Origin of the sequence: Vibrio hippocampi, from assembly GCF_921292975.1 — a bacterium.
Classification (GTDB): domain Bacteria; phylum Pseudomonadota; class Gammaproteobacteria; order Enterobacterales; family Vibrionaceae; genus Vibrio; species Vibrio hippocampi.
Genome location: NZ_CAKLCM010000002.1, coordinates 576,180 through 599,872, shown reverse-complemented (window position 1 = coordinate 599,872; position 23,693 = coordinate 576,180). Strand labels below are relative to the sequence as shown.

The window sequence follows — 23,693 nt, the reverse complement described above, 5'->3', positions numbered from 1 at the left end:
TGCTGATGATTTTAGTAAAGTTACCCATTTCCGAACAAAATTTATTGGTCACCGACACTAGAACAGCGAAGGTTGCCAACCCTTAGCTTTTAGCTCATCAATCATAACTCGGCGGTGCCAGCGTTTAAGAGCTTCAAGAACTTGAGACGCTTGATACTCGTCACACCAAGCATTGCAATCCACTTTATGTTGTTGATGCCTCAAAATGCGGCGCGTGTATTTGTTTAGCGCTGCCTCTGAACGGTCTCGGTACTCTTGGCTAGGCAGGCGCAGTGCTTGACGGTAACAAAAAAGACGTTACGTTTATTGCCAAGCTTAAGAACAGCAGAAAGTTTATGGGTATCGTTGATAGTAAGATTTCCATGAAGTTACAGGCAGGGGTTGCGATGTAAAAAGCCATGTTGAAGCATGGCTTTTTGGGGGGTGTTATAGATGTTCTGGCTAGTCGAACAGAAGGCTAGCTTGAGTCTAGGTAGAACGATTTCGATGAATAGATCTATTATTAGACCCAAACCCAAAATGCCAAGAGTTGAAATTACTCTTAAATACCTGTTATTTGCGTTGTTCGTCTATTACTTCAACTATCTGATTTGTACTATTAAGTAGTTCTGACTTGATTGCCACCCCCAGAGAAAAAATAGAAACTATCGCCGCTAATATTGCAACATTTAACGACAATTTAAAACGGCTATGCTCATTTGACAGATCTGCAACAATAGATGACAGCATAGGGAAATTTATGCAATGTCGGTCTCTGCCCACGGACAAATTGAACAAATAGTTTGTAATGCCGTCAGAATTGTCATGTTGATATTTAGGATTTAAATGATAATAAAGGCGACCAAAAACTAAATCTCCTTCGATATCAAAATGCTTGGCAACATGGTCTATATCGATTGGGACATGGATTTTGGCTTCTCTATTTTTGGTTGTTTCATAAGTCAAGTAATCATCCATATAATGATTAAAAATGTACTCTAATATTTTTAAATCTGTCGGTATTTTCATTGTACCTCTCAAGCACATACGTCCAATTAAGTGAGCAATACCCACCTAACGAAACTATTGTGCCGCAAACACTTAAGTCAATTCAAACCGAAAGTGCCGAATATTGCGAGTCTGCTTGAATTGTTTGTTAAGCGTATTTTCTACGATGAACAAACTGTGTATATCCAGACCGTTATGATCAATATTGATATTGGATAATGACAAAAGTCCCAAATACGATATAGAAAAATTTTGGCTGTCCAGCCTAAGTTTACATACCAATCAATCTTAGTGTCTTCCTCTTTAGCCGATTCATTCTTATGCTCTTTTTTGGCAACAGTGTAGTCATGAGAACTATGGTTTTCGTAACGCCCTAAACACTGATAGTAGCGACCCACGTAACTAAGATACTCCTTCCTGCCGACCTTAGCCTTGCTGTCGACCATGAATTTCAATTCTCTTGCTAGTTCAGCTAATTCCAAACCACATTGATGTATTTTGGCTGATCGTGCAGAGAAATCTCCCATACCAAGCAATAGAGAGTACGCTAGTACTACTACTGCAAAAAACACAGCTACTGCATTCTGAGCATTACTTGATATCGATGTGGTGGTTAACTCAAAGATGGGTAACATTGACAATATAATTTGACCTATAGCCATATAAGCTAAAGTCCATTGTGAGAACCAACTTTGTGAACGTAGGCGCCGACTAGCTTCATAGCGAGCTTTCGATGTCACCGATACTCTTTTATATAGATATTGATATGTATCCAATTTTTCCTCATTTCTCAAATACGCTTAACGCTTATTAGACGGAATAATTCCGACTTTTCTTTCCGTATATCATGCTCAAAGCTCATATGCAATTCAACACCTATGGCGAATCATGTGAAGTATGAACAAATAATTGTGGGAAAAGTCACCATAGCAAACTAGAAATCAATCATTTTCTATATTTGCCTAAATTAGGGCTACGAAAATGAACTAGGTAGAATACTCTAAGAGACGTAAGCTTGAGCCAAGGTAACCCGTCAGCCCTTGTCACATCGAGCAAACAAATCTAACCAGCTGCTAAAGATTTGACCAAGCATTTACATTTCTGAATGACTCTAAGTTTTTCCGAGCTGTGCCAATTGGGTATAATGTACAGTTTAAATTTGCATAAAAAACATAGAAAGAACTGTTAATGAAATACACAATTACTATATTTATTTTTATATTTAGTTTCAGTGCCTTAGCTGATTCCGCTTGGGTTATTGCACCTGATAATTCTTGGTCAAATGGCAAAGTAATGATGTTTAATTTTGATGAAGACATTGAATTGAGTAAAGTTGGCGTAGCAGAAGTTAGCAGAGATAGTAGAGGAAATATCACTACGTTTTTTTACTACTTTTCGATTAATGACGAAACGCGGAGCATTTGTGACTATGACAGGTTAAAAGACCTGAATAATGAAGGTCAGCACGTGATAAAAGGAGTTTCGGTTCATAAGTTTAATAACCAGCCTGTGAAAATGACAGGTTTTTGTGTGGCTGGAACGGAAGAGAGACCTTCGATGGTTTACTTTAGACCCCAAACATACGAGGGTTTACAGTTCGTCGTCAATCAATTTAAAAAAAGCAAATCGGTAACGGTTGAAACTAACTACTGGGAAGAGTTTAAGAGAATTGAATTTACTGCATTAGGATTCACAAAATATTGGGATTCCAACAACCGCGAAGCTCTTTAGCTAACCTATACTGTTTGTCATTATAAATATCGAGAAAGAGCAACTTACTCAACGTCACCCGCTCTGGTGCGTGATGCTTAATACATTTCTGTACAGTCCGAGGAGAGTAGTCGTGTTTGTAAAGGGCGACTCAATGGCTGATACCATTACAGATAACGACTCACTACTGATTGATACTGAATCAAGAGTGCCTATTGATGGTCATATCTATGTGGTTAGACTTGGTGATGAGCTTTACGCTAAAAGAATCCAGAAGAGCTTTGACGGTTCTTTGGTGCTGATTAGTGACAATAAAGACTATGGACCTATTGCCGTTCCGAAAGAACAACTCAACGAGCTGTGCATCGTTGGTAAGGTCGTTCAACGGGCAACTGATCTTTAAACGCTCTCAAAACATAGAATCGGATGATTGTGCTCATATCATCCGTTTTCTAAATCCACGCGGTGTAATGAAAGTAGATCCGCGTCGTTTCTCATTTCTTGCGGCTTTTAACTTTCATCGCTGAATATAGCCTCACCCCTTTGAAAAACAAGGCGTTGCCGACCTAATCCGGTTTGTTCCTAGCTATTCCTTAGTTATCATTCTATGTGGTGGGTTACAGTTTTTAAAATAGCAATCCTTTGCGTTGTGTCGACTGCAATCGACACAAGCCACCGTCGAGTATTAGTCTTGCGACCACCCAGAAATGCTCTCACGCACGCGGTCATTTTGGCATCCTGAGCAAGGGCTACATTACCACAATCGACCATTTATTCGTCAAACAGCACGTCGTCGGTTAATTTTTTTATTTTCAGTCTAGATTTTGCCAAATGGTGGTGTTAGTATTCCCGCCATCAACTTTTCCCCCTTAGTTCAGTTGGTAGAACGGCGGACTGTTAATCCGTATGTCGCAGGTTCGAGTCCCGCAGGGGGAGCCAAATTAGAAAAAGACGCCTTTTACGGCGTCTTTTTTGCTTTCTGTCATACACACTTTCCCTGCCGCACCGTAACGACTACACTCTGAGAACAATATGCCTCTCGCCTGTCACTGCATGTCCCTTGGCCGAATGGATAAAACCCTAGCTTTATCCGGTTGTTATTCGGCGCGCAAAACAGGATAATAGGGAGATCACAGCTCTTTACATCGACTATTTATGACCGAATATCTTTTGTTGTTGGTAGGCACGGTTCTCGTCAACAACTTTGTACTGGTAAAATTCCTTGGCTTATGCCCTTTTATGGGGGTCTCTAAAAAGCTAGAAACCGCTATTGGCATGGGGTTAGCCACGACATTTGTGCTAACGCTCGCTTCTGTCTGCGCTTATCTGGTTGAGACATACGTACTCGAGCCGCTGAGTATCTCCTATCTGCGTACGATGAGCTTTATCTTAGTGATCGCGGTCGTGGTGCAGTTCACTGAGATGGTGGTACATAAAACCAGCCCAACACTCTATCGCTTGCTCGGCATCTTCTTGCCCCTAATTACCACCAATTGCGCGGTTTTGGGTGTCGCCTTGCTGAATATCAATGAAAATCATAACTTTATCGAATCGATTATCTATGGTTTTGGTGCGGCCTTGGGCTTTTCTCTGGTACTGATTTTATTCGCTTCGATGCGTGAACGTATTGCGGCTGCTGACGTTCCAGCGCCCTTCAAAGGCGCTTCTATTGCCATGATTACCGCAGGTTTAATGTCATTGGCTTTCATGGGCTTTACTGGGTTGGTGAAACTTTAATGGATACCATCGTTATTTCAGTGATTGCTCTTGTCGTTCTTGCCGCTATCTTCGGGATTCTCCTCGGCTTTGCTTCCATCAAATTTAAGGTGGAATCCGATCCTATTGTTGAACAGATCGACGCTATTTTGCCTCAAACGCAATGTGGTCAATGCGGTTACCCCGGCTGTCGTCCATACGCAGAAGCCATTGCTAGTGGCGATGACATCAACAAGTGTCCACCGGGTGGTCAAGCCACCATCGAAAAACTTGCCGATCTGATGGGGGTTGACGCTCAAGAGTCCGCTCATGAGGAAGAAGCCGTTAAGACCGTGGCGTTTATTCATGAAGACATGTGTATTGGCTGTACTAAATGCATTCAAGCTTGCCCCGTGGACGCCATCGTCGGCGGAACCAAAGCGTTGCATACCGTCATAAAAGACGAATGCACAGGCTGTGATCTTTGTGTCGCTCCGTGCCCTACTGATTGTATAGAAATGATTGAGGTGAAAGAGACGACCGACAGTTGGAAGTGGCAACTCAATATGATCCCAGTGAAAGACATCACTGACGCGACACAACAAAAGCAAGCACACTAGGAAGCCGTATGTTATCACTAATAGAACAAATTCAATCTGGTCTGTTATGGGATTTTCCTGGTGGCGTGCACCCTGTCGAAAATAAAACCCAATCGAACCAAACGGCGATTGCCGAAGCCATTATACCTAGTGAGTTGGTCATTCCGATCAAACAGCACATCGGTAAACCGGGCGATATTCTCGTCTCTGTCGGAGATACCGTACTTAAAGGTCAGTGCCTAACGGAAGTGAATGCCGCCATGATGCTGCCAGTACATGCCTCAACGTCAGGAATCATCGTCGCTATTGAACCCAGAACGGTGGCGCATCCATCGGGTTTAAGTGAGTTGTGCATTGTCTTGCAGCCTAATGGTCAAGATCAGTGGATCGACAAAACGCCGATTGAAAACTATCAGCAGCATACACCGGAACAACTGATAGAAATCATTCGCCAAGCCGGTGTCTCTGGTATGGGTGGCGCAGGCTTCCCAACGGCTAAAAAAATCCAAGCGGGACAAAAACGTACCGACGTGCTGATTATCAATGCCGCCGAGTGCGAGCCGTATATCACCGCCGACGACACCCTAATGCAGCACTTTGCTGACGAGATTATCGCTGGCATTGAAGTGCTGGAACATATACTCGAACCAAAACTGACCGTCATTGGTGTTGAAGACAATAAACCGCAAGCAATACAGGCATTGCAACAAGCGGCACAGCATCTTGATATTGTTATTCGTGTGATTCCAACCAAATACCCGTCCGGTGGCGAAAAACAGCTGATCAAAATTATCACCAACCTGGAAGTCCCCAGCGGCGGTATCCCAGCCGATATTGGAGTGATGGTACAAAACGTCGGCTCGGTGTACAGCGTAAAAAAAGCGGTTTTAGATGCCGAACCTTTGATTCAACGAGTCGTCACCCTGACCGGTGATACCTTTGCGCAGCCGAGAAATGTTTGGACGCTTATTGGCACACCGGTGCAAGCCCTGCTTGATGAGTACAGCTACCAAGCGGACAAAAAATCGCCTCGTCTGATCATGGGCGGTCCCATGATGGGCTTTACCTTGCCACATGCTAATGTGCCAATAACTAAAACATCCAACTGTATACTGGCGCCAACACGCAAAGAGATCGCACCCCACAGCTATGAAATGCCCTGTATTCGTTGCAGCCAATGCGCTGAAGCTTGCCCTGCCTCGCTGCTCCCTCAACAGCTACAGTGGTATGCAAAATCGGCGGAATACGATAAGTGTGAAGAGCTGAATATCAAAGACTGCATTGAGTGCGGGGCTTGCGCTTATGTCTGCCCAAGTGAAATTCCGCTGGTTCAATACTACCGACAAGCGAAAGCAGAGATTCGCAGCCGCAACCAAGAAGCAGAAGCCGCTGAGCGCGCACGATTACGTTTTGAAGAGAAAAAGGCGCGCATGGAGCGAGATAAGCAAGAGCGAGAAAATCGCTTTAAGCAAGCCGCTGATGCCCGTCGCCAACAGATGAAGGCAAGCACCGATGGCGATGCGGTCGCCGCAGCGATTGCTCGAGTGAAGGCGAAACAAACCAGTGATATCGCATCATCGCAGCCAAAACCCGCCGTTGCGGCCGCCATTGCTCGCGCCAAAGCCAAACAAGCCGAAGCGTTAGCGAGCCAAAAAGCGGAACCTGATAACAGTGAAATGAATAAGCTGCGCGAAGAACGCAAGCGCCTTGCTCGGGAACGTAAAGCGGAAAAAGCGAGTAACGAAGCCCAAGAAAGCGCGGAAAATGGCGCGGATAAATCGACGGTTGTTGCCGCGGCGATCGCCCGAGCCAAAGCGCGCAAAGCAGAGCAACAAGCAGGCTCACCTCAAGGTGATGAACCTCAAGCTGACAGCAAAAAAGACGCTGTCGCGGCAGCGATTGCCCGCGCCAAAGCACGCAAAGCGGAACAACAAACTGCCTCATCTCAGAGTGACGAATCTCAAGGCGACAGCAAAAAAGACGCTGTCGCGGCAGCGATTGCCCGTGCCAAAGCACGCAAAGCAGAGCAGCAAGCAGCCTCATCTCAAGAGGATGAATCGCCAGAGGAAAGTAAAAAAGCCGCTGTTGCCGCGGCGGTTGCCCGTGCCAAAGCACGCAAAGCGGAGCAACAAACTGCCTCATCTCAGAGTGACGAATCTCCTGAGGACAACAAAAAAGCTGCCGTTGCTGCAGCGGTTGCCCGTGCTAAAGCACGCAAAGCGGAACAACAAACTGCCTCATCTCAGGATCATGAGTCTCCAAAAGATGACAAAAAAGCCGCCGTTGCCGCTGCCATCGCTCGAGCTAAAGCAAAAAAAGCGCAAAGCAAAACAACTAATAAGGAAAATGAGTAATGGCTTTTTTTATTGCTAGCTCACCTCACGCGCACAACCGTAAGCGCACTTCAGATCTTATGAAAGCCGTCGCGCTGTGTGCTTTACCGGGTTTAGTCGCTCAGACTTACTTCTTCGGATGGGGGACGGTGATTCAGCTCGTCTTCGCACTCGTCATCGGCTTAGCGATGGAAGCCGCAGTATTAGCGATAAGAAAGCGCCCAGTAACAGCCACGCTCAACGATGGTAGTGCGCTTGTCACTAGTTGGTTGCTGGCTATCGCGATCCCTCCGTTATCGCCATGGTGGGTCATCACCATAGGTCTTATTTTTGCCATTGTGATTGCTAAACAGCTCTATGGGGGGCTTGGGCAAAACCCATTTAACCCAGCAATGGTTGCCTATGTGGTGTTACTGATTTCATTTCCGTTGCAGATGACCAGCTGGCTGCCAGCGACCGGGATGCAAGGGGCGAGTTACAGTTTTGTAGATGCTATTTCCGTGATTTTTACTGGATTCGACATCAATGGTTTCTCGTTACAACAGATTCGCTCTGGCATCGACGGCGTAACGGCGGCGACACCGCTCGATGCTATCAAGACGGGGCTAAAAAATGGCAACACCCTGCCTGAGATAACCCAAGACTCGGTATTTTCTGGACTGGCTGGCGTGGGCTGGCAATGGGTCAATATCTGCTACTTGCTGGGTGGCTTGGTGTTATTAAAACTACGCGTTATCCAATGGCATATTCCTGTCGCCATGTTAGCTGGACTGTTCGCAATCAGTGGTCTCTGTGCGTTATTTATGCCCGGTGAAACCGCCTCGCCTATCCTGCATCTGTTATCTGGTGCCACCATGCTAGGGGCGTTCTTTATTGCCACCGATCCTGTTTCCGCCTCAACCACCAAAAAAGGGCGATTGGTCTATGGCGCTTTTATTGGGGTGATGATTTTTATCATTCGTGCTTGGGGAGGCTTCCCTGATGGCGTGGCGTTTGCGGTACTGTTGGCAAATATGTGCGTTCCGCTGATTGATTATTACACTAAACCAAGAACCTATGGACACTAACTAACATGTTGAATGCCATTAAAAAAAATGGGCTGACCCTTGCGATATTTGCCTGTGCATCAACCGGGTTAGTCGCTTTGACTCAATTCTTGACCAAAGATCAGATTCAGTACCAACAGCAAGCCCAATTAGCGGCGACGCTGAATCAAGTGATCCCAAAGGATTTACATGATAATGAACTGGCGCAGGCTTGCACTTGGGTCAGTAGTCCGCTGCTAGGTTCCTCAGAGCCACAACACGCTTATGTCGCGACACTGGCAGGACAGCCTGCGGCTATTGCTGTAGAGAGTATCGCTCCCGATGGCTATAACGGTGCAATCAAAATCATCGTCGGTATCGACAACCAAGGAACCGTTTTGGCAACGCGCGTTCTAAGTCATCAAGAAACGCCCGGACTGGGTGATAAGATCGATCTGCGAATTAGCGACTGGATACTCAGCTTTAGTGGCAAAACCATCACAGAGCAAAACCAAGCGCAATGGGCAGTAAAAAAAGATGGCGGGATGTTTGATTCCTTTACTGGCGCAACCATTACGCCTCGCGCGGTTGTTCATGCTGTCAAAAATACCGCCACCTTTATTAACGACAATCGCAGCACGATTTACCAACAGACATTAGGCTGTGAGGAGTAAGCCATGGATAGTAACAAGCAACTGTTAAAAAATGGACTCTGGGACAACAACCCGGCCTTAGTGCAACTTCTTGGTTTGTGTCCTTTGCTCGCGGTATCTTCGACTGTAACGAATGCGTTAGGTTTAGGTATCGCCACCCTACTGGTATTGGTCGGCTCTAATGTCACCGTGTCGCTGATCCGTAACTACGTTCCTAACGAAGTCCGTATTCCGGTGTTTGTGATGATCATTGCCGCCCTCGTTACCTGTGTCCAGTTGCTCATGAACGCATACGCTTACGGGTTGTACCTCTCTTTAGGCATCTTTATTCCCCTGATCGTAACCAACTGTATCATCATTGGTCGAGCCGAAGCCTTTGCTTCAAAGAATACACCGGCTAAATCCGCATTGGATGGCTTTTGGATGGGATTAGGGATGACATTGGCTCTCGTCATACTCGGCGCGATGCGCGAGATCATTGGCAATGGCACACTGTTCGATGGTGCCGATTTGCTACTTGGGGATTGGGCATCGATGTTACGCATTGAAATTTTTCAATTCGATAGCCAGTTTTTACTCGCTTTATTGCCACCCGGTGCCTTTATCGGCGTGGGCTTTTTAATCGCACTTAAAAACATCATCGACCACTTTATTGCTCAAAGACAACCAAAACAACAGAAAGCCCCCATAGAGCGGGCTCGCGTGACCAATTAATGTGACTATTACTCGATAAATAAGTGCACGAAAAATAAGTGCACGACAAAGAAGTACAGGCACACGATGACTAGGAAGTAAAGTGGCTCAATTATGAATAAAGACAAACGAAAGCTGATATTAGAACGTTTACGTGAAAACAACCCAAACCCACAAACCGAGCTTAACTGGTCGACACCGTTTGAGTTGCTGATCGCGGTGTTATTGTCTGCACAAGCCACCGACGTCAGCGTCAATAAAGCCACCGATAAACTCTATCCCGTGGCAAACACACCTGAAGGTATTCTTGCGCTCGGTGTGGATGGTGTGAAACAGTACATCAAGACGATTGGACTGTTTAACTCCAAGGCCGAAAATGTCATCAAGACTTGTAAAATATTGATTGAACAGCATGATAGCGTTGTTCCTGAAGATAGAGCGGCACTGGAAGCGTTACCCGGCGTAGGACGTAAAACCGCGAATGTGGTTTTAAATACCGCCTTTGGCTGGCCGACTATCGCCGTCGATACCCATATTTACCGAGTATCAAACCGAACCAAACTCGCGATGGGAAAAAGCGTTGATGACGTAGAGCAAAAGTTACTCAAGGTGGTTCCCAAAGAGTTTAAGCTTGACGTCCATCATTGGTTGATTTTACATGGTCGCTATACTTGTGTGGCGCGCAAGCCGCGTTGCGGAAGTTGTATTATCGAAGATCTGTGTGAGTTTAAAGAAAAGGTTTACCCAGAATAAAACTATCTGTTAATGACTAAGGAGCAATGTCATGTCTAACGGTCGTATTTTGCATACTATGTTACGTGTTGGTGATCTTGATAAATCGATCGCTTTCTACACCGATGTAATTGGTATGAAACTACTGCGCAAAAATGAAAACACTGAGTACAAGTACACCCTTGCGTTCTTAGGCTTTGGAAATAACCCTGATGCCGCAGAAATCGAACTGACTTACAACTGGGGCGTATCTGAATACGACCTTGGTTCTGCATACGGTCATATCGCGATTGGTGTTGATGATATTTACACCACGTGTGATGCGATAAAAGCAGCGGGTGGCAACGTCACTCGTGAGCCGGGTCCAGTAAAAGGCGGAACGACCGAGATTGCCTTTATCAAAGATCCTGATGGCTACATGGTCGAGCTTATCCAAAATACTCAAGCAGATGCGGGTATCGAAGGCTAGTCTATTGAGCAATCAGTGCCGTCCCAAAACTAGAACACCCCGACAAAAATCGGGGTGTTTTTTTGTAAGTACTGTCATTATTGGGTCAACGGCAAAGCAAGAGTCGCTATTACACCGATTAGCGTGGTGATTAACAAACCACCCATCACACACCAGCGATTAAAATGGCAAACAGCGACTTGTCTCAGCCCCACTCAACACATGATATTCAAATAAAACCTCAAAAACACGACCAGATTAGTGTCGGTGGACAATAAAGATTAGAACCCGACAATAAAGTTTGAAACTTTTCGAGGCTTTTGCGTAGTTTGCCTTTTGCTCTAACAAGGTTTTGCCCCTTTTCTACTTAAAGTAATAGCTCTGAAGAGGAATATCGACAGAGTTTACGATACTTGAAATTATGGTAGAAAAAGAAACTAAAACAGCTTCCAAAACAACGCCAAATTACCACACCAGATTTGGGGGGTCGTATTGTCGCAATGTCAGTACAGGTGGTAGATCTTTTATTATCCTCCCTGAAATCTTTATCGGTTACATCTAGAATATTTGTTCTCTTCTGGCGTATTCTTACCAAAGCATTACAAAACTTAAGGGGCAATATGGACAGTAAAACTCGTGCTGAACTTGGGAATATACTTACAGATCAAGAAAGACTTCTAGAAATCTTATCTCAGAATCCAGCCGCCTTAGAAGGCTACCCTAATTTACAATCGCATTTAACAGATAAAAACCAAAAGTCTGTAGAATATAGGCGTGCGATTCGCAACAAAGAATTCACCAAGGATGACTATCGCGATGAGATCTTATCGAAGCTCGATTGGATAGGCTACAAGGTCTGCAGTGAGTTAGATATGGATTTCGTTATCAATAGTGTGGCGGCTAAGTGCGGTGCGGATATCGAATCGGTAAAAAATATTACCTTAGAAGACATAGGAATCGAAAAAGTCAGCCGCTTGTTACACATGATGGGGGAAGCCATTTACTCTCAGTCGGAATCACTACCGTCTTTTCCTTGGGAGGCAAAAAAAGGGCAGACGAACCATGCCTTTTGGAAAAAGTGTCACTTGGCCTACGACGCGATGATGCTCGAGGGCTATGGCAGTCATTACAAATTGAATCAATGGGCTCAGTTGACACTAGGCGTTTCGTGTCCGCAAAGCTTTCCTCGATTTGCACGGACGTATGGTGACCCTCGACTAATTGAAAGCTGGGTTAAATGGTCTGAGTGGACTGATAGCGAAAAATAGCGGTTCAATTTATTGGCTTTTTTGGCTGTAACTACTTGCAGGGAGGAGATGGTTTGAATGCCTCTTACCACCTTTTCTGATGACTAAATCTAGAGTGAAGCTAGTGGCTTATATTCCCCCCTAGATTGATCATAGTGACACCCGAGACAATCAGCAGTAGCCCCATAATCACTTGCCCATTAGGGATTTTGCCAAACATCGCTTGAACCAAGGCGATAAGAACAATTCCGACACCACACCAAATTGCGTATGCGGTAGAGCTAGACATACCAGACGCAGTCGCCAGAGATAAGAAGTAAAAAGCCGCCGCATAGCCCAAAGCACATCCAACAGATGGAAAAAACTTGGTGAAGCCGTTTGTTAAAGGTAGAAGTGTTGTTGCGATAACTTCAGAAATAATGGCAATGGCTAAATAGAACATGTTGTTACCTCTCTTGCGTTTAGAGCTCCATCATGCCTGACGTTGTTTTTCTAAAGTAATGCATTGCTTTTAGAAAGCGTTGGAAATGAAATTCAAGTGGATTGGAAATCGCAGAGCCCTTTGTCAATAAACTCTTAGGCTCGATAATCGGCTACATCTACTCCTTATCCAAACGCTTACCTAAAACGATAAGTCCCCCAGTTTTCAGTCCCCCTCCCTAGAAAATAACCGCAACATTCTACTGATGCCCGAGTGTTGTAGTGTTTTTGTCCAACAGCGCAAAAGTTTACGCCTCATATCACTAATTTGTATTTCTAAGTATCTCTAGAGACGACCAAATTGCTTGGAAAAAGTTAGGTGACTAAATTGACCTCATTGAATTTCACTGCGGCAAGGACAGCAGACCCATTTTACGGACCAGTGAACGTATAAACCATAAATGAGGCAACCATAATGAAGAAAACAATCCTAGCCGCTACTGTTGCACTAACTACCGCATTTGGCGCTCAAGCTATTGAGGTTCACAATCCAGATACAGCTTTTCTTGATCAAGTGGGAGCAGTTGGTATCACTCAAGCTAACTGGGAATCTGGTCAATCAGCAAAGCTTACTTTGAAACACGCTTACAAGTTCACTCACTACGTTGAACTATCTAAAGGCGAGTTCACTCACGATATTGGCGTGGCTCAAGGTTTCGATTTAAAAGGCCCATTGGCGTATGACCTAGATGGTTTACACGATATGGAAACTGTCCTCCGTGACCGCCTAAACACTGAGTCAATTGTAATGCTAAAAGATGGTCAGTTGGTTGATGAGTTCTACTGGTCAGGTATGCACAAAGACCACACGCATCTAATGATGAGCGTAACAAAGTCTTTCACGGCACTAACTCTGCAAACTCTTGTTGAAGAGGGCAAGGTAGACGTAAACAAACTGATTTCTGACTACCTACCAGAACTTAAAGACTCTGGCTTTGGTGATGCGACTGTTCAAGAAATGCTCGATATGCGTTCTGGTGTAAAGATTGAGTTCACACCTGGCAAAATCTGGGATGAGCGCATGACGCACGTTCAAGAGTGGAATGGCGTTAACAACTACTCAGAACTTAAATCGATTCTAGACTTTGGCGCAACACTAGGTAAGCGCACAGACGTTAATACCGGTGAAGCGTTCGACTACCAGTGCGCACACACTGAAATGCTAGGCATGTTGATTGCTCGCGTTACTGGCATGACAGCAGCAGAAGCTATGGAAGAACGACTATGGAAGCGTGTTGGTTTCGAAAACAACGCAAAACTGCAGTCTAACCACAACGGTGAAGCAGTCATGTCTGGTGGCCTGAACGCTACTACTCGAGACGCAGCAATCATGATGGATGTTCTGGTTAACGGCGGTAAGAACCGAGCTGGTGAGCAAATCGTTTCTCCTGAATACATCAGTAACTTAATGGTTGGTAATGATGAGGTTAAGAGCGCTTGGAAGCATGACGGATTCTCTCAACTGCACGCTGACGCTTGGTACAAAGATCAATTCCGTGTTCTTAATGTAGATGGTCATAGCTTCATTCTGATGGTTGGTATTCACGGACAAGTCATTGTTGGTGAGCCATCTACGGGCAAAGTAATTGCTATGACTGGTGCTCAAGACCAAATGCAAGCACCTCGCACAGTTGGTATGACGATGTTGAGCGTTATCCCTACCTTACTTAAGTCAATGTAATACCCCTAATGTGTGCCGTCTGGTGGCGGCACACCTAGAGCCATGCGCAAAGCGATCATTCGCTTTTCGGATATTTCTTCCAAAGGACAATTAAGCAAGGATGCCTTTAATTAAACAAGGCAATTAAAAATGAAAACGACTCTTTTAGCAGTAGCATTGGTATCAACTTTCGCAGCGAACGCCGCGTACCTAGACGAAGAGACAGGCGAAGTTGTAGTACCTGAGAACCCAGAACTACTAGGTGAACCAGCTCAAGAAAAGGTTAACTATGGCGATCCAACTGCTTCATTTAAGGGTTTTGGTTTGACCACTGGTTCTAAAGGTTTCAAGCAAGGTAACTTTGTGTATGGATCTGGTGATCACATCTTCTCTGGTGATGTCGGTACGTCTGGCGACAAGGATATTACTTATCGCGCTCGCTACTTCAATATCGATAGAGAAACCAATATTGGTTGGTCTGTAGATGTTCTTGGTGATTACAAGAACCACGATGGTGTTAAGACTAGCTCAAACGCTTTCCTTGCTGGTGGTCTGTATAAGATGGACTTTGGCAACATCATCGTTGCACCCATGGCTTATGCCGGTTACGCAACTGGTGAGACTCAATATAAAGACGTACCAGGCTCAAAGTTAAAAGCTGACTCATATCTAGGTCAGGCCGGTGTTTACGCTATGTATGGATTTGAAGCTGGTCACTGGTTATATGTGAACCCTAAGACTACCTATGTGTTTAAAGATAAGAACTTCAACAACCAAATTGAGGTTGGTGGCGGCTTTATGGTTACGGACAATAGTTCTTTAGGCTTTAAGAGCGAACTATCTAAATACGGGAAAGGCAAAACAGACTTCCTGAACACCGTAAACTACTACGTGTACTTCTAATACATTTCTAAAGGATTACCTTAGACCAAGGACGGCACCTCTCGATATTGAGAATTTAAAATGAAAAAGCAAAACGGTTTTACTTTAATTGAGCTAGTTATCGTCATCGTGATTTTAGGCGTCTTGTCAGCTACTGTTGCACCAAAGTTTTTGGGTATTCATTCTGGCGCAAGAGAAAGTGTATTAAAAGGTGCAGTTGGCGCAATAAAGGGAGCGGACGGCATTGTCTACGGAAAGTCTGTTATTGCTGGTCGTGAGAATCTGGAGCGATCTGAAATCAAGTCTGGGAAAAATATCATCGAAGCTGCGTTTGGTCATATCTTCAATACCAAGATAAATTTAAAGAACGCTGTGAATTTCGACGGCGTTGACGTGACGGAGTTGGTTAATTCCATGGGTGATGACTATACGGTGATTTCGTTTGGTAAGTGGAAAGATACCAATACATGCCATGTAAAAATATATCAGGACTTAGAAACTGGTGAGCTTGAGTTCGAGCTTGTCAATGAAGGATGTTAAGTTAAGTCGATTGACCAAACGAAAGGCCGCAATATGCGGCCTCAGATTGTTGATGAAACTTACTTTCGACTTAGAATTCCTCGTTAGGTGATGTGCCATAAGCCGCACTGCTAATTTTCAATAGCGCCCCCCCATAGCGATCACCCTACTGTTTTACGCCTCTCCCGTAAGCAAAATGTCTCCCTCACTATTTAGCCCACGGCAACGAACATAACGATCTCAATAATTTCGCCTGTGTCAGTTCATTCGACGATGTCACTTCAGGCTTGTAATCCTTTCCATAGCCAGAATGCGTATTCGACTCGCTCTAACTATTGCATCGGTATAGATATGCCAAGTGATAGCGTTTTATATGTTTTGACTTTAGATACCGTTATTTCGCATTAAATGGAGCCCTGCCCTCTTGGGCATTGGGATGAACTGCCATTACCATTTTGAATGGATATGAGCCATTTCATCATGTACGAGTTTGGTGATATGAACTACGTAGCGTTGAGTAACCAGTTGTTTCATCCTTACTATTTCGATTTTAGTTCAGTGAAAAGATGGTCATTGAAACGTAGCTGTAAAGCTATCCCTTACATCGCTTTCCCTATTAGAACAACGCTTTTGCATGATGACTAATCTTTTATCAGTTGTCTGAAGTACCCCAAAGGCTATCTTTTGTAGTTGCCGTTACACCCCATTTCTAAGGATCAATAAAACCCTCTGAAATCACTCGAAATGCGTTTGAGAATACTATTATCGCCAGTGTTGAACGTGAACTGATTATTTTAATAATTTATTGATATTTATTGAATTTTTTCGCGTGACCTTTGAAGAAGGTTTTACTATCAATGGAAAATTAAATTACCTCATACGGATATGGCATTACAAATGAGGAATAAAAATGAAATTCAAATTAACAGCACTTACAGCGCTTGTACTTTCAACTAACACGATGGCCGATATTTACGTAGATGCGAACTATAAATCTCACGACATCGGCGCGGTCAAAGTTGGTTCTAACTTTGGTCTCGAGGGTCTTGATGTGAATGCTGAAGTTTCTACTGTCAAAGGCAACTACGACAAAACGGAACTTGAAGCGGCTTATCAATTCAACATTACTAGCAACTGGTATGTTACTCCTTCAGCGAATTACGTGTTCAACAAGAAGATGAGTGGTCTTATTGGAAGTAATTACAGTATCGACGATACATACTTCATCGACAATGATGGCAAGGAAATTACCGGCCTTGGATTTACTGGATCTGAAGAGGTCGAGCAGTTTGAACGCACTAACGTTGCTAAGTTCAGCCTCAAGACGGGTTACAATTTCGATAATGGTTTCTACACGGCAGCTCGTTTCCGTCATGAAATGGGGGGAACTAAACTAATTTCCGAATCTACTGCTTACGGCGCATATATTGAGCGTATTGGGAATGATTCAAAAAAACCAGTACTCACCAAGTTAGGCACAAAATCTTCAAGTGAAGAGCTAAAGACCAACCGTTGGGACTTGACAGTGGGTTACGACGCTAGTGAGTTTGCTCCAATCGCAGCTCAATACAACTATGTGCACCGTGACTACTCTGGTGTCTTCACAGGCCAAGAAAAATCTCACGAAATGAAGCTTGTCTACACTGGCTTCGAAAGTGCTGCTCCATACATCGAGTACACCGCTAACGAATCTCGCGACAACGAGTTGAAAGCAGGCTTTCACTACACGTTCTAATCATCAAGGGAGACTTTGGTCTCCCTCTTTTTTTTCCCACTAAGCAAGAAACAAGATGATAAAAGCAATCGCGCTATTGGTCTTAGCAATTTTAGCTGGTTGTAGTGAACCAGAAACAAAGTCATTCGAATCTGAAATGACGATGTTCTACTCAGAACAATGTCGCCCTTGTCATACGATGAAAGGCTTTATTGATGACTTTTCAGAAAAGCACAACATCGACGTGCAATACATCGAAGTTGAGACCAACCGAGAGTTGGTCAAAGAGCACAACATTTCTGCTACACCAACAATCTTCGTTGAAGACAACAAAGTATCGTTCGAACAAGTTGCTTCTTTCGAGGAACTAGAAACCCTTTTACTACAAATGAGATCTACAAAATGAAAAGAGCCCTATCACTTACTGTTATCGTTACTCTAGCTGGTTGTGCTGGCCCATCTATCATGGATATCCTTAACCTTTCAAAAGACTACAAGGTTGAACAAAAAGGAGCTGCTATCTTCACAGCGGCTAATAAAAAGCAATATCATATTCCAGCACCTCGCAACTCGAACACAGATCGAATCTTAGTCTGTTCTACTTCAGGTGGCCTGTTCAACAAAGTCGATAAACAAGAGCTTCAAGAGGCAGGACAAGATTGGTTGAATATCAGAAAGCAAGGCAATGTCATAGTTAGTTCTTCTAAGTCTCCCACGGACTTAGATGGCCGCACTTGCTATGAATTCACCTACCAAGAATAACCACCGCTCTAACCGATTTTACGACACGAAGGAATCGTCAAAGTATTTAGCAGAAGTCTGATTGAACAATAAAATTAGACAAGGGTCTTTCGGTCCCTTGTCTACAAGTAACAGTTGTTAAGTGGTCTGGGAAGAACTAAGCGTGAGGTGAAACTTGCCACTTATCTACTGTCACAATTCTAATACAAAGCACCAGTATCACTCTACTGCTAGACTTAATGCTAAAGTAAAGGAGGTGTTAATGGACCATGAAGCAAGGCAACAGTTTGGGTTGTTGCTAACAGACCACGAAAAGCTCTTAGATATATTGGCATCAAGTGTTGATATGCTAGAGGATTACCCAGAGTTAAGAGCCTTTTTGGTTGAAAAGAACGAACAAAGCGTCTCTTTTAGGACCGCTATACGCAAAAAAACTTTCAGCAAAGATGACTACCGCGATGAGATTTTGGCACGTCTCGATACGCTTGGTTACGATATCTGCACCTCAAATGGGTTTGATATGGACTTTATTATTAATCACGTTGCTAGTATCTGTGGTGATGATATAGGCAAGATCCAAAGCTTAAATGTCAAACAGTTAAACGCCTCGAACCTAAGCAAATTACTGCATATGATGTCTTTGGCGGTTTATGCTGAGGTGGACGACAAACCTAATGAGTTTCCTTTCTTAAGTATACGTGGGCAGGCGAATGTTAAATTTTGGCGTAAACTGGATGAAGTTCATATAGCATACATAAATGGCTACTCTACGCACTGGAAGCTAAATAGTTGGTGTAAAGATTCATTGGGTTTATCCTGCCCGCAATCGGCCATACGATTCTTCAAAAGATATGGAGACCCTTCAGACGTTATCGAATGGGTGGAGTGGAAAAAAGCTAAAGATAAAAGCAGATAACCTACCTTTTCAAAACAGTTGGTGATTCCTATGAAGCCCTGCAGCTTGGTAGCGAGGACTTTGAATGCCTGATTAAAAGCCAGCAGCAATTCCCGTGAAGTTGGCTGATAACATTAACATCGGTTTAGGTTGAACTTACTGTGTATTCATAGGAGTATCCACTATGAACGCACTAGAAATCTAGCCCTAAGATGTGTGATTCATAGAGATGGTTTCAATTTTCTTAGCTGAAGATCAAGCTTGTAATTCTGCTCTTGAAACCGCTCTTTCTCGATCTGGTAGTGCTGAGATACCTCTTCAGACAAAGGAGTTTGATCAGATATCTCAGTAATCCTGTCTATCGGGGTTAGCCCATTTAACGAGCTGTGGGGGCGTTCCCAGTTGTAGTAGTGTTGCCATTCAGCTAGTAACAGATCCAGCTCTTCCAGCCCCACGGAGACATCTATGGTCGGATAGAACTCACTTTTATCTGTTTTCTGAGAGCGTTCAACTTTGCCATTCAAGTGAGGTGAGCCAGGTTTATTTGGGCGAAACTTGATTCCATAAATCATGAGTTTTTTCTGGACTTTCTCAGCAAAGAATTCACGCCCTCTGTCCGTCTGAATACGCTGGATAGGAAATGGCATCTCTTCCACGACACAATCAATAAAATCGACTGTATTTGCTGCTGTGCGCCGTGAGTAGCACCTCAGAACCCGATAGCGAGAGCAGTCATCAATAGCTGTGTACTGATAAATTCCAGGTGCTATTTTACAGGTGTCCATCTGGACTCTATCACCAGGAATTGGGCGCTCATATCTTTGGAAATCTTTTTTGCGTCGGTAAGTTACAATGGGTTTGACTGACGCTTCAGATAAAACTTTATGGAGTGTCGCGGTGCTTAAGTGTATTTGGTGAAGTCGGATTAATTCCGTTTGTAAACGCCGCGCCCCTAAATTGCGTTTCTCACGCATCGTAAGGATCAATGCTCTTAGCTCATCAGTGACTTTAGTAACTGGAGATGAATGAGGTCGTCTGCTCTGACTTTCCAGGCCAGCTATTCCACACTTCTTATATCGCTTAGCCCACTTGCGTAATGTTGGTCTGGAAATACCACAGCGTCGACATACGAGACCTGCGTCACCACATTCCTCATACATTTTTACCCACTGTAGTCTTTGTTGGATTTCTCTGTCCATAGACACCCAGTATAGTTGAAAGGATGTCTATGAATCACACACCTAAGAAGGTTTGCCATAAAATCATTTAGACATTAGATGTTAATTTAAACGTAGGACAATTACTCGTAATCAGAAGCGTAAGTATCTTCGTAAGAGTGAGAGTAAAACTCGAACAAGTTACCAAACGGGTCTTCTAGGTAAACCATCTGCGCTTGTTTTAGCTCGTCTTCTGGGTGGTAACGGTGAATATCCATGCGCACTTCACCGCCAAACTCTTCTACACGCTTCATTGCAGACTCAAACTGCTCTTTTGGTAGTTGCAGACAGAAGTGGAAGATACCTAGGCGAGAAAAATCAACGTTATGACGCTCTTCACGGTCAACCATTTCGAACAGTTCCACACCAATACCATCAGTTGTCACTAGGTGAGCGATGTTGAAGCCTTTGAAACCTTCACCAAACACTGCAATACACATACGACCGATTGCAGATTCACGTTCTTCGATGACTTTAGTGTTGTTCATTACAACGCGAAGGCCCAAAGCTTTAGTGTAGAACTCTACAGCCTTGTCCATATCGCCAACCATGATGCCCACGTGATTCATTTTCATAACTTTCTCCAAAAACTGATCTAATTATTTGTTTGTGTTTCGTTTCGATATGGAGAAGTATAGGTATGAAATAACCAAAATTAAAATTATCGATAATTATAAATTTGATAACATAATTTTATGATTATTTAGTGTGTAGCATTCTATGAGTAATGGTTTAGCTGACTCATTTCTGCCCCGTTGTGAGTTAGGGTGGGATTGGATGTGAATTCAATCTCTGCAATTTAAATCGATTAGCAAATTGTAATCAACCAAAGGCAGTTCTTGCGCAGAATGGACAATTTTCGTAGATATACAATTTCATTTGGCTTTCCTTACATTGTTTAGAATCCGCCAGCTCAGCGATCAAATTCGTCAATATTATCAAGCTGAGCTTAGCTTTCTTTCTTATTCCGCTAACTTTTGCTTTTTCACTAGTGCTTTGACACCTACCTCTGCGGCATCAATCGCGCCAGCCACATAGCCCGGAAATCTTTGTGACCACTCGCTACCGATGCCAGTGATCTTGTTACTCCAAAGACCATCATTAATAAAAGCGATTGGCGGTTTGGTGTGCTCTCCACTATCTTGAGCATCTAACTCTGTTGATGTCCAAACATCTTGCGACCAGTCTTTAATCACATCAACCTCAGGGATAGCTTGTTCACCGTATAAGCGAATGATCTGCTGGCGACAAGCTTGCTTTAGCTCATCTTCTGTGACTTTCTTTCTTACCTCAGCCGGCACACCGAAAAAGCCAAGCAATGCTGCTTTACCATCTGGAATAGAGGCATCACGGATTTCAACCATTGGACCTACTGAGCTGCGTGAGTCACCAGATAGGCCCTGCTCGCGCCAGAATGGCTTATCAAAAATAGCAAAGTATTTCGCATGAGGAGCCATCCAAGTTGAGGTCGCTTGCCACTGCGTACTGATTGCGTCAGATAACGCCGGGCTGAACTCAATCGACTTCTCAATCAATCGTGGTGGCATAGCAAACAACACATGCTCTGTTTCAATGGTGAAGCTATTAGATGAATCCGTAGACTCACACTCAATATGGATAGTGTTACTTGCTGTTTGAACAATTACTTTCTTCACGGCACTATTGACCAAAATACGGTCACTAGATTGCAGCTTATTGGCCAGAGTATTAACAATTTTACCCATGCCACCATGAATGCGTCGCGACTCTGGTGCTGACTGATACGCAGCATAGCGCGCAGGATCTTGGTCGATAGTTCGCTCAATTAGCGTGTCGCCTTGTTCATATTGTGGGTAATGCTCAATACCGAGCTCTGCAAGCAAATTTGTAAGATCAGGCTGGAAATCAGGCCAAAACCATGATGGCCCAAGATCGAAAATACTATTTTTATCCTCGCCGTCTTGACCATCAGCAATTACAGGGTAATCAACAATTCGCCCGCCAATCGAATCTTTCGCTTCAAGGATCACATAATCAGTGATGCCGTATTTCTCTAAAAGGAAACCAGCATACACACCACTTAAACCTGCACCGATAATTGTTACTTGTTTTTTCATCTCTTAGACCATCAATTTTTGATTCAGTGGGCTCATGCCCTGAAAGTGCTATCCCTACTTACAACTTGCTCTAAAAATTCAAAGCCCATCAAAATCATTGAGTACGATTTTGATGGGCTTAGTCTTTTATAGAATTACAGCTGATCGTGAGCGTCTAGAACTCGTGCGCTGTAAGTCATTGCAGCGCCAGCATTGAGTGCAACTGCAACACCCAGTGCTTCAGCAATTTCTTGCTTAGTTGCACTGTGCTCTACCGCTTTCTTAGTATGCACAGCAATACAGCCATCGCATCGTGTAGTTACAGCCACCGCTAAGGCAATAAGCTCATGAATTTTAGGCTCAAGATGACCTGTTTTTGCTGCGGCTGAATCCATTGTCATCAGACCTTTTACAACATCTGGGCTCTCTTTTGCGAACTCACCGACTTTACCCATTAGCTGATCACGGTATTCATTCCAATCATTATTCATTGTGTCTCTCTCCTCAAATCCGATATTTGCTGTTAATTCAAATGTTAGTTACGGCCAGCCATTACGCCGCCATCAACATCCCATACTGCGCCAGTTACCCAGCCTGCTTTTTCCGATAAAAGGAAGACAATTGAGTTAGCTACGTCTTGAGGTGTACCAAAACGACCAATTGGGTGGAACTCATTGAAGCCTTGTAGCGCTGTATCCACTTCCTCTTTTGGAATGAAGCCTTCGTAGATTGGCGTTTTAACTACCGCTGGAGAGACCGCATTTACACGAATGTTATGCTGTGCAAGCTCCATCGCAAGGTTTTGGGTTAGAGAGTGCAGACCCGCTTTCGCCATTGAGTAAGCAGATGAAGGTGTCGCTGCAATCGCTTGTTTTGCCCACATAGAGCCTACATTGACAATCGTACCTTGACGCTTGTTTGCCACTAGGTTTGCCGCCACTTTTTGTGTAATGAAGAAAGTTGCACGGTTAATACTCATGTATTGATCGTAGTCATTCGAATCATGCTCTAAGAAAGGCTTAGGGAAGAATACACCTGCTGCATTCACGAGCATGTCGACATCTGAGTGTTTTTCATCAATCACGCTCAGTAAACTTTGGACGCCATCTTCAGATTTTAGGTTTGCACTCAGCGCTTCAACCGGTCCAAACTCTGCGAGCTCTTTTTGCGCCGCTTGTGCTTTTTCAGGGCGGTTACCCACAATAACTACTTCACCACCTTCTTGCAGAACCATCTTCGCTGTTTCGAACCCCATGCCGCTTGTGCCACCGACAACTAGAAGTTTTTTACCAGAAAATTGTTTGTTCATGATGCAATCTCTTATATCTGTTGTGATTGTTTGTATCGAATCCTAAGCCATGAAATATCTATGCTCGCAGATTCGATAC

27 protein-coding genes and 1 tRNA gene are annotated in these 23,693 nt (G+C 44.0%); 19 read left to right on the top strand and 9 right to left on the bottom strand.

Annotated elements, in window-relative coordinates:
- Nucleotides 1-57 precede the first annotated feature (57 nt).
- The 3 genes from L9Q39_RS20690 to L9Q39_RS05215 form a co-directional block, all read right to left on the bottom strand.
- Entirely contained in the window at nt 58-267 is a 210-nt protein-coding gene (locus L9Q39_RS20690) for a phage protein GemA/Gp16 family protein (protein ID WP_354004652.1), read from the bottom strand.
- A 285-nt stretch (nt 268-552) separates the two neighbouring features.
- Nucleotides 553-1,008, bottom strand: a complete 456-nt coding sequence (locus L9Q39_RS05220) for a hypothetical protein (RefSeq protein WP_237484052.1) — start codon at nt 1,006-1,008, stop codon at nt 553-555.
- 140 nt (nt 1,009-1,148) lie between these two features.
- Complete coding sequence (locus tag L9Q39_RS05215) at nt 1,149-1,763, bottom strand: SLATT domain-containing protein (RefSeq protein ID WP_290369124.1); 615 nt, start codon at nt 1,761-1,763, stop codon at nt 1,149-1,151.
- A 412-nt stretch (nt 1,764-2,175) separates the two neighbouring features.
- Here L9Q39_RS05215 and L9Q39_RS05210 point away from each other — a divergent pair, with 412 nt between their 5' ends.
- The 12 genes from L9Q39_RS05210 (at nt 2,176) to L9Q39_RS05155 (ending at nt 12,143) form a co-directional block, all read left to right on the top strand.
- The gene (locus L9Q39_RS05210) at nt 2,176-2,718 is read left to right on the top strand and encodes a hypothetical protein (protein ID WP_237484050.1); all 543 of its coding nucleotides are present in this window, start codon (nt 2,176-2,178) and stop codon (nt 2,716-2,718) included.
- Between the two features lie 73 nt (nt 2,719-2,791).
- Entirely contained in the window at nt 2,792-3,100 is a 309-nt protein-coding gene (locus L9Q39_RS05205; protein WP_290369123.1) for a S24 family peptidase, read from the top strand.
- A 460-nt stretch (nt 3,101-3,560) separates the two neighbouring features.
- Nucleotides 3,561-3,636: transfer RNA gene (locus tag L9Q39_RS05200), tRNA-Asn, on the top strand.
- Between the two features lie 216 nt (nt 3,637-3,852).
- A complete protein-coding gene (gene rsxA, locus L9Q39_RS05195; protein WP_237484048.1) occupies nt 3,853-4,434 on the top strand; it encodes an electron transport complex subunit RsxA in 582 nt (193 codons plus the stop codon).
- On the top strand, nt 4,434-5,012 hold the full coding sequence (rsxB, locus tag L9Q39_RS05190; RefSeq protein ID WP_237484047.1) for an electron transport complex subunit RsxB: 579 nt from the start codon (nt 4,434-4,436) through the stop codon (nt 5,010-5,012). The genes rsxA and rsxB overlap by 1 nt, the downstream gene beginning before the upstream one ends.
- 8 nt (nt 5,013-5,020) lie before the next feature.
- The gene (gene rsxC, locus L9Q39_RS05185; protein ID WP_237484046.1) at nt 5,021-7,345 is read left to right on the top strand and encodes an electron transport complex subunit RsxC; all 2,325 of its coding nucleotides are present in this window, start codon (nt 5,021-5,023) and stop codon (nt 7,343-7,345) included.
- Entirely contained in the window at nt 7,345-8,391 is a 1,047-nt protein-coding gene (gene rsxD, locus L9Q39_RS05180) for an electron transport complex subunit RsxD (RefSeq protein ID WP_237484045.1), read from the top strand. Before rsxC ends, rsxD begins: the two co-directional genes overlap by 1 nt.
- A gap of 5 nt (nt 8,392-8,396) precedes the next feature.
- Nucleotides 8,397-9,023 (top strand): electron transport complex subunit RsxG, encoded by a 627-nt coding sequence (gene rsxG, locus L9Q39_RS05175; protein WP_237484044.1) that lies wholly within the window; start codon nt 8,397-8,399, stop codon nt 9,021-9,023.
- Between the two features lie 3 nt (nt 9,024-9,026).
- Nucleotides 9,027-9,716, top strand: a complete 690-nt coding sequence (locus tag L9Q39_RS05170) for an electron transport complex subunit E (RefSeq protein WP_237484043.1) — start codon at nt 9,027-9,029, stop codon at nt 9,714-9,716.
- Between the two features lie 93 nt (nt 9,717-9,809).
- A complete protein-coding gene (gene nth / locus L9Q39_RS05165; RefSeq protein WP_237484042.1) occupies nt 9,810-10,448 on the top strand; it encodes an endonuclease III in 639 nt (212 codons plus the stop codon).
- A gap of 31 nt (nt 10,449-10,479) precedes the next feature.
- A complete protein-coding gene (gloA, locus tag L9Q39_RS05160) occupies nt 10,480-10,896 on the top strand; it encodes a lactoylglutathione lyase (RefSeq protein ID WP_237484041.1) in 417 nt (138 codons plus the stop codon).
- A 599-nt stretch (nt 10,897-11,495) separates the two neighbouring features.
- The gene (locus L9Q39_RS05155; RefSeq protein ID WP_237484040.1) at nt 11,496-12,143 is read left to right on the top strand and encodes a hypothetical protein; all 648 of its coding nucleotides are present in this window, start codon (nt 11,496-11,498) and stop codon (nt 12,141-12,143) included.
- A 100-nt stretch (nt 12,144-12,243) separates the two neighbouring features.
- On the opposite strand, the gene L9Q39_RS05150 is transcribed toward L9Q39_RS05155, so the two are convergent.
- Nucleotides 12,244-12,564: a DMT family transporter gene (locus L9Q39_RS05150; RefSeq protein ID WP_237484039.1), complete on the bottom strand. Its 321-nt coding sequence runs from the start codon at nt 12,562-12,564 to the stop codon at nt 12,244-12,246.
- Between the two features lie 453 nt (nt 12,565-13,017).
- Between L9Q39_RS05150 and L9Q39_RS05145 the strand changes: the two genes are divergently transcribed.
- The 7 genes from L9Q39_RS05145 to L9Q39_RS05115 all read left to right on the top strand — a co-directional run bounded on the left by L9Q39_RS05145 (nt 13,018) and on the right by L9Q39_RS05115 (nt 19,034).
- Nucleotides 13,018-14,283, top strand: a complete 1,266-nt coding sequence (locus L9Q39_RS05145) for a serine hydrolase domain-containing protein (protein ID WP_237484038.1) — start codon at nt 13,018-13,020, stop codon at nt 14,281-14,283.
- 129 nt (nt 14,284-14,412) lie between these two features.
- Nucleotides 14,413-15,165 (top strand): hypothetical protein, encoded by a 753-nt coding sequence (locus tag L9Q39_RS05140; RefSeq protein ID WP_237484037.1) that lies wholly within the window; start codon nt 14,413-14,415, stop codon nt 15,163-15,165.
- Between the two features lie 60 nt (nt 15,166-15,225).
- On the top strand, nt 15,226-15,684 hold the full coding sequence (locus L9Q39_RS20645; RefSeq protein ID WP_290369122.1) for a type II secretion system protein: 459 nt from the start codon (nt 15,226-15,228) through the stop codon (nt 15,682-15,684).
- 889 nt (nt 15,685-16,573) lie between these two features.
- Nucleotides 16,574-17,398: a hypothetical protein gene (locus tag L9Q39_RS05130; RefSeq protein ID WP_237484036.1), complete on the top strand. Its 825-nt coding sequence runs from the start codon at nt 16,574-16,576 to the stop codon at nt 17,396-17,398.
- 55 nt (nt 17,399-17,453) lie between these two features.
- Entirely contained in the window at nt 17,454-17,783 is a 330-nt protein-coding gene (locus tag L9Q39_RS05125) for a thioredoxin family protein (protein ID WP_237484035.1), read from the top strand.
- Nucleotides 17,780-18,139 carry a hypothetical protein gene (locus L9Q39_RS05120; protein WP_237484034.1) on the top strand — a complete coding sequence of 120 codons (360 nt, stop codon included), beginning with the start codon at nt 17,780-17,782 and terminating at the stop codon, nt 18,137-18,139. Before L9Q39_RS05125 ends, L9Q39_RS05120 begins: the two co-directional genes overlap by 4 nt.
- 241 nt (nt 18,140-18,380) lie before the next feature.
- The gene (locus L9Q39_RS05115) at nt 18,381-19,034 is read left to right on the top strand and encodes a hypothetical protein (protein ID WP_237484033.1); all 654 of its coding nucleotides are present in this window, start codon (nt 18,381-18,383) and stop codon (nt 19,032-19,034) included.
- A gap of 200 nt (nt 19,035-19,234) precedes the next feature.
- Here L9Q39_RS05115 and L9Q39_RS05110 read toward each other — a convergent pair whose 3' ends face one another.
- From L9Q39_RS05110 to L9Q39_RS05090, 5 genes are all read right to left on the bottom strand, one after another.
- The gene (locus L9Q39_RS05110) at nt 19,235-20,212 is read right to left on the bottom strand and encodes an IS481 family transposase (RefSeq protein ID WP_237483978.1); all 978 of its coding nucleotides are present in this window, start codon (nt 20,210-20,212) and stop codon (nt 19,235-19,237) included.
- Between the two features lie 101 nt (nt 20,213-20,313).
- Nucleotides 20,314-20,805 carry a VOC family protein gene (locus tag L9Q39_RS05105; RefSeq protein WP_237484032.1) on the bottom strand — a complete coding sequence of 164 codons (492 nt, stop codon included), beginning with the start codon at nt 20,803-20,805 and terminating at the stop codon, nt 20,314-20,316.
- 387 nt (nt 20,806-21,192) lie between these two features.
- Complete coding sequence (locus L9Q39_RS05100; RefSeq protein WP_237484031.1) at nt 21,193-22,326, bottom strand: flavin monoamine oxidase family protein; 1,134 nt, start codon at nt 22,324-22,326, stop codon at nt 21,193-21,195.
- 134 nt (nt 22,327-22,460) lie between these two features.
- On the bottom strand, nt 22,461-22,796 hold the full coding sequence (locus tag L9Q39_RS05095; RefSeq protein WP_237484030.1) for a carboxymuconolactone decarboxylase family protein: 336 nt from the start codon (nt 22,794-22,796) through the stop codon (nt 22,461-22,463).
- A 44-nt stretch (nt 22,797-22,840) separates the two neighbouring features.
- Complete coding sequence (locus L9Q39_RS05090; protein ID WP_237484029.1) at nt 22,841-23,614, bottom strand: SDR family NAD(P)-dependent oxidoreductase; 774 nt, start codon at nt 23,612-23,614, stop codon at nt 22,841-22,843.
- Nucleotides 23,615-23,693: the final 79 nt, after the last annotated feature.